Consider the following 11,969-nt stretch of genomic DNA (forward strand, 5'->3'; position numbering starts at 1 on the left):
TAATAACGATGATAAAAGCAGTCGATTTAAACAGTGATTTAGGTGAGAGCTTCGGCCAATGGACGATGGGCAATGATAATGCAGTGCTTGAAATTGTCAGTAGTGCCAATATTGCTTGCGGCTTTCATGCAGGTTCACCAGATGGCATTTTAAAAACATTAAAAGCAGCGAAACAGCACAATGTCGCAATAGGAGCACATGTTGCTTATCCTGATTTAGTGGGCTTTGGTCGCCGCAATATGGATATCGCCAGTGATGAATTAACGGCAGATGTGATTTATCAAATAGGTGCTTTGCAAGGATTGGCTAAAGCCGTGGGTTTGAGTGTGACTTATGTGAAGCCCCATGGCGCGCTTTATAACACTATTGCTCATGATAAACGCCAAGCACTTGCAGTTATTGATGCGATCCTCGCCATCGATCCACAACTTATTTTAGTTGCTTTGGCTGGCTCTCCCCTTATTGAACTGGCAAAAGAAAAGGGGCTTCGTGTGATTGCTGAAGCCTTTGCAGATAGAGCTTATCACGCTGATGGCACATTAGTTTCTCGCAAAAAAGAGGGGGCCGTTTTACATGATCCCCAACTTGTTGCACAACGCATGTTACGACTTGTGCAAGAAGGTGGAATTGAATCTATAGAAGGTATTTTTACCATAATACAGGCTGATTCTATTTGTGTTCATGGTGATAGCCCTGATGCTGTGGCTCTGGCTAAAAGTGTAAAAGAAATTTTAATTAATCATGGTGTTAGCATTAAGCCTTTTGCACCTCTATCTCTTAAAAGTGAGGTACAAAAATGACTAACTTAATGCAAGCAACCGCGGGTGCCATTGCCAAAGCACAAGAAGCTCGACTGGCTATTCGCAATGGTTTAGCTATACCAACAGCGGGTATGGCAAAAGGAATGACACAAGCTAATATGATTAGCTTGCCGCGTGATTGGGCGTTTGATTTTCTGCTCTATGCCCAACGTAATCCGAAAAGTTGCCCTATTTTAGATGTGTGTGAGTCAGGAAGTTATCGCACTGTTTTAGCAAAAGACGCTGATTTACGTACTGACATTCCTCTTTATCATGTTTGGGAAAATGGCAAATTAGTTGATGAAATTACGGATGCTACTGAGCTTTGGGCGCAACATCCCGATCTCGTTACGTTTCTTATTGGCTGTAGTTTCACATTTGAAACGTCAATGTTAGAAGCGGGCATTGAAATTCGCCATATCACAGATAACTGCAATGTTCCGATGTATAAAACGAATCGCTTATGTCGCCCTGCTGGGCGATTAGAAGGCGAGTTAGTGGTTTCAATGCGTCCTATTCCAGCGGATAGAGTCTCTGATGCTGTGATGATCAGTGGGCGCTTCCCTTCTGTACATGGTGCTCCCGTACATATTGGCGCGCCTGATGCGCTGGGTATTAAAGATATTATGTCGCCAGATTTTGGCTCCTCAGTGAGAATTGAAGAAGGCGAGATCCCCGTATTTTGGGCTTGTGGTGTAACTCCACAAGCGGCAGTGATGCGTTCAGGTGTTCCTTTTGCAATCAGCCATGCTCCGGGGCATATGTTTATTACCGATGTGCCTGATGCTGCTTATCACGTATAAGGGAGGAAGATACTTTGCGCTTTTTACCCGTTAACTTATCTCATGTACTTGTCGAGCTATCCTCTTTAAAAGAGACGCTTGCATTGTATGAATCCATTAAACAAGCGGATATTGCTGCTATTGAAGATATTGTTCCCGCAGCGAAAACACTCTTAATTCACTATACGCCGTGGCTAATCACAGCTGAAGAACTTGTGTGTCAGATCCGACAATTAGAAGTTAAAGCGGTATCAGCTCGTCAAACACAATCATTAACGATCCCTGTTCATTATCAAGGTGAAGATCTTAATGAGGTTGCTGAATTATTAGGGATCGCAACCAGTGAGGTGATCCGCAGACACACAGAACAAACCTATCAAGTCGCATTCACCGGTTTTGCGCCAGGTTTTGCCTATTTGATTGCAGATGAAACCCAGCTCTATGTGCCTCGTCGTAAAACACCTCGTACACGCATTCCAGCAGGTTCAGTCGGATTAGCTGGCGAGTTTAGTGGGATTTACCCGCAACAAAGCCCCGGTGGTTGGCAACTTATTGGCACCACAGAAATAAAAATGTGGGATCTTTCTCGTGAACAACCCGCCTTTCTATTACCGGGTAATGAAGTGCATTTTGTTGATGCTCAAAAAGCTCCAATGACAGTCTCATTACCTGAGAAAAAATCAGCAGTCGCTTCTCCGCTCTCGTTAAATGATAAAGGTTTATATGTTATTTCAGCGGGGCTACAGACTTTATTTCAAGATGAAGGACGTATTGGTGCGGCATCAATGGGGGTTTCAGCGTCTGGCGCACTCGATAAACCCGCCTTACATGCAGCTAATCGCCTAGTGGGTAATCCTATCTCATTTGTGGCACTTGAAATAACGCAAGGTGGATTGGCGCTTAAAGCACGACAAGACTGCGTGATTGCTTTAACAGGGGCAGATTGTTCTATTACGCTAAAACATGAATCGGGTAAGAATGAATCCCTATCTGGTTATCAACCTATAGATATTCGTTGTGGCGATGAAATTATTTTAGGTATGCCAAAAGCGGGTGTACGTAGCTATCTAGCCGTTAGAGGTGGATTTGAATTACCAATGGTTTTAGGTAGTCATGCGTTTGATACTTTAGCGCAAATTGGTCCTAATGCTTTACAAGAAGGTGACGTGCTTCATCTTAATCACGAAAGTACGCTAAATGGGATTATTACTGAGGAACAACCTACATCAACACTGCCAAAACAAGATGATATTGTAACACTGGATGTTGTTCTAGGTCCTCGTACAGACTGGTTTACAACGGACGCTATCAAAACGTTAACGTCTCAATTATGGCAAGTGACACCACAGTCGAATCGTATTGGTTTACGTTTATTGGGTGAAACACCTCTTGCACGAGAGCAACAACAAGAGTTATCAAGTGAAGGCACTTGCATTGGAGCAATACAAGTTCCGATTAATGGGCAACCTGTTTTGTTTCTTAACGATCACCCTTTAACAGGGGGATACCCTGTTATCGGTGCTGTTGCGGAATATCACTTACCTCTCGCAGGGCAGATCCCTGTTAACGCTAAAATTCGTTTTAATCCAATTACCGAGTTTCAAGAATATTGATAGGAGAATGCCACTCATGACAACAATTAACCAAAAACAACGAGTGAAGCATAGAGTACTGATTGCCAACCGAGGCGAAATTGCAGTTCGTATCATTCGTGCTTGTCAGGACTATGGTGCGACTTCCATCGCTATTTATGCCAATGATGATATTGATGCACTGCACGTTCGTCTTGCTGATGAAGCTTATGGGCTTAATGGTAATTTGCCGAAAGAGAGCTATCTAGATATTAATAAAATTATTGATATTGCTCATAAAGCCAATGCCACGATGATCCATCCCGGTTACGGTTTTCTTTCTGAGCGAGCTGATTTTGCAAAAGCGGTACAAGACGCAGGATTTATTTGGATTGGACCTAATCCAGAAACGATTGAAGTGCTTGGCGACAAAGTTAAAGCCCGTAAAATTGCACAATCTGTTGGTGCTCCTCTTGTAAATGGTACTGCTGATCCGGTTAATGATGCCAAAGAGGTTCTAGATTTTGCTAAACAATATGGTTTACCTGTCGCAATTAAAGCCGCTTTTGGTGGTGGTGGTCGGGGATTAAAGATAGCTCATAAAATGGAAGAGATTGAAGAGCTGTATCATTCTGCTGTGCGAGAAGCAGTAACAGCCTTTGGACGTGGCGAATGTTATGTCGAGCAATTCCTTGATAAACCTCGCCATATTGAAGCACAAATTATTGCCGATAAACTGGGTAATGTTGTGGTTGTAGGAACGCGAGACTGTTCATTACAGCGTCGTAATCAGAAGTTAATTGAAGAAGCACCCGCGCCTTATTTAACGGATGAACAACGTCAACGTATTCATCAGTCAGCTAAAGATATTTGTGCTAAAGCGGGCTATGTAGGTGCGGGTACGGTCGAGTTTTTATTAAGTGCCAACGGCACTATCTCCTTTCTTGAAGTAAATACGCGTTTACAAGTAGAGCACCCAGTTACCGAAGAAACCGCAGGTATCGATTTAGTGATTGAGCAGTTACGTATTGCGGAAGGTTTACCTCTAAGTATTGATAAAACGCCTGTTCCGCACGGTCACTCTTTTGAATTTAGGATCAATGCAGAAGATCCCGCCAAAGGCTTTTTACCTACACCAGGTTTAATTACACACTTCTCTCAGCCTTCAGGTCCAGGTGTTCGTGTAGATAGTGGGGTTGCTGAAAATAATCATGTTTCACGTCAATTTGATTCCATGATGGCGAAATTAATTGTCACTGGGGCAACGCGTGAACAAGCTATTTCTCGTGCTCGTCGAGCGTTATCTGAGTTTAAAATTGAAGGTGTGGCAAGCGTATTGCCTTTCCATTGTGAAATGATGGAACATACCGATTTTACTGAAGATTTCAGCGTACATACCCGTTGGATTGAAACTGATTTTCAAGCAAAAAATACCCATTTCCCTCGTAGTACATCAGCAAAAAATGAAGAACTTGTGCGTACTTTTATTGAAATTGATGGTCGTCGTCACGAATTAGCCTTACCAGCTCAATTACTTTCTCTCTCTGCGGTAATACCAACAGCCATTGGTGCGAGCCATGAACATGAGAAAAAAGAGAATGAAAAAGCCGTTACTGCACCCATTTCTGGCGTATTGCATAGCTGGGTTTTATCTGATGGCGACAAAGTCAAAGAAGGTGATGTTATTGCTATTATGGAAGCCATGAAAATGGAAGTTCAGGTTGTGGCTTCTCGTAATGGTGTGTTACTGCAAAAAGCAAAAACAGGTGATTATTTTTCAGCAGAAACCATTTTGGCTGAAATTAACTAACTGATTAATCAATAAAATATTTTTTTCAGCATTCGCTCTTTAATATGAATTAACCTAATATTAAGGAGCTTTTTTATAATAACGGTATTTATATTCCTATTTGTTATATCTAATTCCTTTTGGTTATAAGTTATTTTGCCTATAATCGAAGCTTGTGAAATTTTGAGCAAAAAGGAAATAAGATGTTGCTTGTAACACAACTGCTTATTGGCGCTACGATAGGGTTAGTTATTACAACAACGGGTGTTGGCGGTGGTGTTATTTTATTGCCAGTTCTTATTTATCTTTTTGGTATGAATGCACTCGCGGCAGTTGCGACAGCAAATTTACTTTCTATGCTAATGAAGCTCTCATCTTCTTATATCCATTTTCGTTTAGGCAATATTCCATTAAAACCCGCACTATTAATTTTGGGGATCATGTTTCCGGCAACATTCTTGGCGAGTTATGGCGTGACATGGCTGGGATCACAACCTCAATATTATGATCGTGTTGAATCTGGTATTAATATTTTAATGATTGTGGCTATCGTATTTTCATTGATCTTATTTTTACAGAGAATGATAAGAAGAACAGCAATCTCAGATCCTTTAATTGTTTTGCCACCTCCTTCATCCGTCACTTTTTCTTCTTTATTTGTACCGGGAGTCAGTGCTGGATTTGTACTGGGTGCAACTGGCGTTGGAGGGGGATTAGTCGTATTACCAGTATTAATGCGCTTTGCACAAATGGGAATAAAAGAAGCGATTGGCACATCTATTTTTATTACCACGATCCTTTCTGGTGGATCAGCTATCGCTTATAGTGCTGGTGGTTATACCGATGTTCACACGGCACTTATTCTTTGCTTAGGCTCCTTACTCTCCATTCCATTAGCACGCTATTTACTTGTGTATTTATCAGAGCGTTTTTTCCAATATTTAACACTGTCTTTTATTCTGATCAGCATCATTATGATGAGTTGGAAATTAATAAATTAACTTAATGTAATATCGAGTGAGTCAACCTTTCTCTTATTACCTTTAGTTAGACTAAACTTATTCTATCATCATTAGATTAACTACTAAGAGTAAGTAAAAACGAGATGAACATTAAAATAGGTGATGAATTTTTAGTTTATATGGCGCTGGGTGAAGAGAGCTATATGAAAGAGTATTACCGTGTGATTGAAATTGATCCAACGCTTTCTCAAGTAACAGGTAAATTACTAAGAAGAACGACAGCGGATGATAAAAATATTGGTTTAGGTCGTTGTGAGTTAGAAGGCGGTATTGAGCAATTCGCGTTAGAAGATATTTATCCTATTAAAGAGTGATCCGTTATTGGGATCACTCTCCTTACTTAATTTGTCGCTTAGGCAGCGGGTGCATTCTCTGGTAATGCCGATTTTGGTAAGCCAAACACTTTGTCAAATATCCAGTTATAAACGAAGGTATAACAAGGGATGATGATGATCAGTGCAAAATCCATAACTAACGCTTGCCATAACGAAACATTCAACCACCATGCTATTAATGGAATTAAATAGAGCACTAGTGTTAGCTGAAATCCAATCGCATGTACTAAACGGCGTCTAAAAGTTCTGATCCTTGAAACTTGTCGGCTCTCCCAAAATTCAAATATGCAGTTATAAATAAAATTCCAACTTACCGCGATTGTTGTGATCGCAAGCGCTAGTGGACCAGTTACTGCAGTTGAGCTATCAGCTAAAAGGGCAAGCCCGACTGACGAAATAATCCAGCCAAAAATTTCATAAGCTGTCACGTAGACAATTTTTCGTTTGATACCTTGCATTGCGTTCTCTTTTTCTGTGGATCTGTGTCGTTAAGCATCGTAAGATAAATCAGTAAGAATGATAGAAAAAGTTAGCTAGTATCAATTTGATTGAAACATCAGGAGTGAACATGCAGTTCTCAAGTGAACATATTGCGATATTTTTAGCCGTGATGGATAAGGGATCTTTCTCTGCTGCTGCACGTTCATTAAAACGCGTTCCATCAGCCGTCAGTATGGCGATTGCTAATATGGAAGCTGAATTAGGTTATGCGCTGTTTGAGCGTTCATCACGCGAGCCTCAGCCAACTGAAAAAGCCAAAGCACTGGAACCTCATGCCAGAATGATCGCCGAGCAATTAAAATTATTGCAAGTGCATGCACAAGAGCTTTCGATGGATCTTGAAAGTGTCTTAAATATTGGTGTTGCGGCTGATATTAATCCTGATTATTTATTACCTGCATTATCTGAATTAACGCAACGTTATCCATTACTTAATGTGAATGTGATAACCGCGGCGCAAGATGACATTATTGAGATGTTGCATTCGCATAAAATTCAATTAAGCCTCGTTTATGGGGGCTTGTATGTGAATGGTGATGAACAATTTCAATATCTTGGCTCTGAGTCATTGGTAGCAACAATATCTGCAAGTCATATTGCATTAGCACATCCATCTGGCGTATTTATTGAAGATCTCGTTAATGTGCGCCAAATAATGATCGCAAGTCACACCAAAGAGCTTAGAGATGTACGCTCATTAGTCGCGACAAATTATTGGCAAACTGACAGTTTTCAAATGGCTTTGGGTATGGTTGAAGCGGGAATGGGATGGGGAAATTTACCGTATTCGCTGATTTATACTCAATTGCAAAAAGGTAAATTAAAACAGCTTCAGTTTAAGAATACCAAAAATGAGTTACGATTGCCTATTCATGCCATGTGGCTAAAAGGGGAGTCGTTACAAAAGGGGGCAAAAGAGCTAGTGGAGCTGATGAGCACTCACCAGCCCGTTGTACCTAACTTTAATTAATCGACACGTTGTTGATGAACCCAAACAGCGACTTCAACACGAGATTTCAGCTTCATCTTTTTCAGCAGATGTTTTACATGCACTTTGACCGTACTTTCTGTGATATCAAGCTTACGTGCGATCATTTTATTTGATAACCCTTGCGCGATCAGCTTTAAAATATCGCGTTCACGCGGGGTGAGTTGTTCAATATCACGCTCACCTTCAGAACGATCTTCACGTAATGATTCAGCTAAAATCGGGGTTAATGCAGGGCTGACAACCATTTTTCCGGCAGCCGCCTGTTTTAGAGACGCAAGTAATTCTTCAGGCTCCATATCTTTTAAAAGATAGCCATCGGCACCACGTTTTAGCGCAGTGACTAAATCATCACTATAATTTGATACGCTGAAAACAACGATCCGACCTGATAACGACTTTAATCGCAGTTGATCAAGTGTTTCAAAACCATTCATTCCTGGCATATTCAGATCGAGTAAGATTAAGTCAGGATCTAGCTCTTCAGCTAGTTTCACACCTTGAATACCATCTCCCGCTTCCCCAACGACAGTGAGTGTTGTATCAAGACTTAAAAGTTGTTTTACACCATTGCGTAGCATCGGGTGATCATCAATGAGTAAAATTGTCGCTTTTTCTGTGGGTGATCCCATATTATTCATTACGACTTGCTCCAATTTAGATAGGGTCTTTATGAGTAGTTATTAATGGAAATTTAACAAATACTTGAGTACCGCCCTGTTCGCGTACTTTTATAGTATAAGAACCATTTAAGCTATTTGCGCGTTCACGCATAATAATAAGACCATAATGATTTAGTTTTTCAGGCTCTGGGCTAATGCCTTCACCATTATCATTAATTTTGAGTTCAACCATGCCATTATCAAGCGATAAAGAGACCTCTGCCCAATTGGCATTGGCATGTTGCAAAATATTATTTAATGCTTCACGTACAATTTGAACGACATGAATACTTTGATGCGAATTTACGCATTTTGCAGGGAGTTGGTAGTCAAAATTAATCGTAAAACCAAGGCGCTGATTAAATTCGTTCAGCGTACTTTCTAATGCGGCTAATAAGCCTGGCTCCGTAAGTTTTAAACGAAATGTGGTTAATAATTCTCTTAGTTGGCGATAAGCAACATTAAGCTCCTCTCTCATTTCTTTGAGTAGTTTTTGGCAATTATTGGGTAAGGTTTCTGACTGCATTTGCAAATAGCTGACTTGCATTTTTAAACAAGAAAGTGATTGTGCAATGGAGTCATGTAACTCACGGGCAATTGCCGAACGTTCATCCATTAATAAAAGCTGTTGTTGTTGTTCGTTTTGTTGTTCCATTGCCAGCATGGCTGAAATTTGTTTTGTCAGTAAGATCATTAAATTATTTTGTTCATCGGTTAACTCGGTGTTTTCAGGTAACTGTATAACAAATAATCCATAACGATGAATTTGATCGGCTAATTCCCAATGTAATAATTCATTATTTAGCGGTGTATTAATTGGTGGATTATCTTCACAACGCTCACATTGCTGATCAGGACAGTGATGAGGGCGCGATTGTGGTGCTAGGCTAATTTCATTAAATAGTGTGTGATGATTATCTTCATATAAACGTATTTGCAAATAGCTATCAGGAATAATTTGTTGAAGTTCAAATAATATCTGTCTTAATCGAGCGCAAAGAGGTGCAGAGGAGTGTAATTGTTGGCTTGAATGATAGAGGTAAGAGAGCACTTTATTTTTCTGTTGTAAGTCGTGCGTTTTTTCGACCACTCTTTTTTCTAACTCGCTATACAGCGTAGAAAGCTCTTCTGACATGGTATTGAGTGCAATACCCAATGTGGCAATTTCATCATGGTGTGTACGCTGGTGGAAACGTGCTGAAAAATTACCATGACCAATCGAATTAGCCATCGCCATAAGTTGTTGCCAAGGATGTAATAAACGGCGACGGAAATGCCAAACAGAGCCAAACAGCAATAACAGTGTCAGCGCAGTGAAAATAAGCTGGGTATAAGCCACCAGCCTGATTTTTTGCTCTGTTAGCTGGTCGATACTTAATACTAATTTATCTAGCTGTGAAACAAAAAAGATAACTTCTTCTTTTGCATCATCCCGTTGTTTTGCATAGAGCAATGTTGGTTTTAAAGTCTCTTTCCAGTAAGTATTTAGTTGAGCATATTGTGATTGTAGCGATTCATTGCTTAAGACTTGAAGTAATTCACCACTGTCTAAGTCGGTTTCTAATTCGTGAAGATAATAACGATGTTGTTCATCTAGCGGTAAAGCAGATAGCAAGCGATAGCTTTGCATACGCAAAGAGCCTGATTTATTAATCGCATGGGCATTACCTTGCACACTTAGAATAATGTGGTTAGAAATCGCCATCCCCACCACACCCAATAGGGTGAAAAGTAACATTAATATTGCGATTTGATTAATAATTGAAAAACGGTAATGCCATTGGATTTTATGAGTGCTCATCGTTATTTTTCCAAATTTATTCAGGCGCTATCTTGCCTTAAAAAGGCATCAAATGTCATATACTACTAAAGTGTTACTCCTAAATATCTGACAGGGATAATTTCACTTGTAAATTACAATAATCTTAATTTAACTTATTAATTTAAAATGAAAAATTAATAGTAACCCTATTAATACTTAGGTATAAATAACAACTTTAGCTTAAAAATCAAACAAATCTTTGCTTGATGCAGATCATGACTAATTAACAATTCTAATCGTAAAAAGGTGCCAATCTAACCGTTAATCGAGGTTGTTATGGCACTCACTCAACACCCAAAAAAAATGAGAAAAGGGGTGATCGAAGATTGGCATCCTGAAGATAAAGCTTTTTGGGAAAAAACTGGTCAAAAGATCGCTTCACGCAATTTATGGATTTCTGTTCCTTGTTTACTCTTATCATTCTGCGTATGGATGCTTTTTAGTGCAGTTGCAGTAAATTTGAACAAAGTCGGCTTTAACTTTACCACAGATCAGCTATTTATGCTGACTGCGCTGCCTTCTGTTTCTGGTGCTATTTTGCGCGTTCCTTATTCATTTGTTATTCCAATCTTTGGTGGTCGTCGCTGGACTGCAATCAGCACCGTATTCCTCATCATCCCTTGTATTTGGCTTGGCTTTGCAGTGCAAGATACCACAACGACTTACTCAACCTTTATTGTGATTTCACTGCTATGTGGTTTCGCAGGTGCAAATTTTGCTTCCAGTATGGCAAATATCAGCTTTTTCTTCCCTAAAGCACGTCAAGGCGGTGCATTAGGATTAAATGGTGGGTTAGGTAATCTTGGCGTAAGCGTTATGCAATTAATCGCCCCATTAGTTATTGGTGTGGGTGTTTTTGCAATGTTTAGTGGTCCCGGTGTTGTTCAACCTGATGGTTCGCACTTATGGTTAGAAAATGCGGCATGGGTTTGGGTGCCTTTCTTATTGTTTTTTACCTTTGCTGCTTGGTTTGGCATGAATGATCTTGCCGCGAATAAAGCCTCGTTAAGCCAGCAATTACCCGTATTAAAACGGGGTCACCTCTGGCTATTAAGTATTTTATATCTGTGTTCTTTTGGTTCATTTATTGGTTTCTCTGCGGGTTTTGCAATGTTATCAAAAACCCAATTCCCAGATATCGTTATTCTGCATTATGCCTTCTTTGGACCTTTATTAGGGGCTTTAGCACGTCCTGTCGGTGGTGCGCTTTCTGATAAATTTGGTGGCATTCGAGTTACGCTGATTAACTTTATCCTCATGGCAATATTCTCTGCATTACTCTTTTTAACGCTACCTGAAAACGGTGCTGGTGGTTCGTTTATCGCCTTCTACGGTGTCTTTATGGTGCTGTTTTTAACCGCGGGTTTAGGCAGTGGTTCTACATTCCAAATGATTGCCGTGGTGTTTAGAAAAGTCACTGTTGATCGCATGAAAGCTCAAGGTGCCACCGATGAAGCGGCTCAAAAAGAAGCGGTAACAGAAAGTGCCGCAGCACTTGGCTTTATCTCTGCCATCGGTGCAATTGGTGGTTTCTTTATTCCTAAAGCCTTTGGTACATCACTGGCTATGACTGGCTCTCCTGCCGGTGCCATGAAAATCTTTGTTCTATTTTATATCGCCTGCGTCTTGATCACTTGGTTGGTCTATGGACGTAAACACAATAAACAATAATGACGAATTATACGCAATGTGAGAGC

Annotated in this window: 11 protein-coding genes; 8 read left to right on the top strand and 3 right to left on the bottom strand. The window is 40.3% G+C overall.

Features of this window, described 5'->3' with window-relative positions; all coding sequences use genetic code 11:
* Positions 1-8 precede the first annotated feature (8 nt).
* The 6 genes from BTA34_RS00780 (at position 9) to BTA34_RS00805 (ending at position 6,278) form a co-directional block, all read left to right on the top strand.
* On the top strand, positions 9-800 hold the full coding sequence (locus BTA34_RS00780) for a LamB/YcsF family protein (RefSeq protein WP_151434109.1): 792 nt from the start codon (positions 9-11) through the stop codon (positions 798-800).
* Entirely contained in the window at positions 797-1,603 is an 807-nt protein-coding gene (locus BTA34_RS00785; RefSeq protein WP_151434110.1) for a putative hydro-lyase, read from the top strand. Before BTA34_RS00780 ends, BTA34_RS00785 begins: the two co-directional genes overlap by 4 nt.
* 14 nt (positions 1,604-1,617) lie before the next feature.
* Complete coding sequence (locus BTA34_RS00790; protein WP_151434111.1) at positions 1,618-3,195, top strand: urea amidolyase family protein; 1,578 nt, start codon at positions 1,618-1,620, stop codon at positions 3,193-3,195.
* 16 nt (positions 3,196-3,211) lie between these two features.
* A complete protein-coding gene (locus BTA34_RS00795) occupies positions 3,212-4,963 on the top strand; it encodes an acetyl/propionyl/methylcrotonyl-CoA carboxylase subunit alpha (protein WP_151434112.1) in 1,752 nt (583 codons plus the stop codon).
* Positions 4,964-5,145: 182 nt separating this feature from the next.
* The gene (locus tag BTA34_RS00800) at positions 5,146-5,943 is read left to right on the top strand and encodes a sulfite exporter TauE/SafE family protein (protein WP_151434113.1); all 798 of its coding nucleotides are present in this window, start codon (positions 5,146-5,148) and stop codon (positions 5,941-5,943) included.
* Between the two features lie 104 nt (positions 5,944-6,047).
* Positions 6,048-6,278: a hypothetical protein gene (locus BTA34_RS00805; protein ID WP_151434114.1), complete on the top strand. Its 231-nt coding sequence runs from the start codon at positions 6,048-6,050 to the stop codon at positions 6,276-6,278.
* 38 nt (positions 6,279-6,316) lie between these two features.
* On the opposite strand, the gene BTA34_RS00810 is transcribed toward BTA34_RS00805, so the two are convergent.
* Positions 6,317-6,757 (bottom strand): PACE efflux transporter, encoded by a 441-nt coding sequence (locus BTA34_RS00810; protein ID WP_151434115.1) that lies wholly within the window; start codon positions 6,755-6,757, stop codon positions 6,317-6,319.
* Positions 6,758-6,867: 110 nt separating this feature from the next.
* Between BTA34_RS00810 and BTA34_RS00815 the strand changes: the two genes are divergently transcribed.
* Positions 6,868-7,770 carry a LysR family transcriptional regulator gene (locus tag BTA34_RS00815; protein WP_151434116.1) on the top strand — a complete coding sequence of 301 codons (903 nt, stop codon included), beginning with the start codon at positions 6,868-6,870 and terminating at the stop codon, positions 7,768-7,770.
* On the opposite strand, the gene narL is transcribed toward BTA34_RS00815, so the two are convergent.
* Together narL and narX are read right to left on the bottom strand one after the other, a co-directional pair.
* On the bottom strand, positions 7,767-8,420 hold the full coding sequence (gene narL, locus BTA34_RS00820; RefSeq protein WP_151436709.1) for a two-component system response regulator NarL: 654 nt from the start codon (positions 8,418-8,420) through the stop codon (positions 7,767-7,769). The two genes, BTA34_RS00815 and narL, sit on opposite strands and share 4 nt — an antisense overlap.
* Positions 8,421-8,445: 25 nt before the next feature.
* The gene (narX, locus tag BTA34_RS00825; RefSeq protein WP_151434117.1) at positions 8,446-10,251 is read right to left on the bottom strand and encodes a nitrate/nitrite two-component system sensor histidine kinase NarX; all 1,806 of its coding nucleotides are present in this window, start codon (positions 10,249-10,251) and stop codon (positions 8,446-8,448) included.
* Positions 10,252-10,548: 297 nt separating this feature from the next.
* On the opposite strand from narX, the gene BTA34_RS00830 reads away from it, so the two are divergent.
* Positions 10,549-11,943 carry a NarK family nitrate/nitrite MFS transporter gene (locus BTA34_RS00830; protein ID WP_151434118.1) on the top strand — a complete coding sequence of 465 codons (1,395 nt, stop codon included), beginning with the start codon at positions 10,549-10,551 and terminating at the stop codon, positions 11,941-11,943.
* Positions 11,944-11,969 lie beyond the last annotated feature (26 nt).

The organism is Proteus sp. CD3 (assembly GCF_008808075.1).
Classification (GTDB): domain Bacteria; phylum Pseudomonadota; class Gammaproteobacteria; order Enterobacterales; family Enterobacteriaceae; genus Proteus; species Proteus appendicitidis.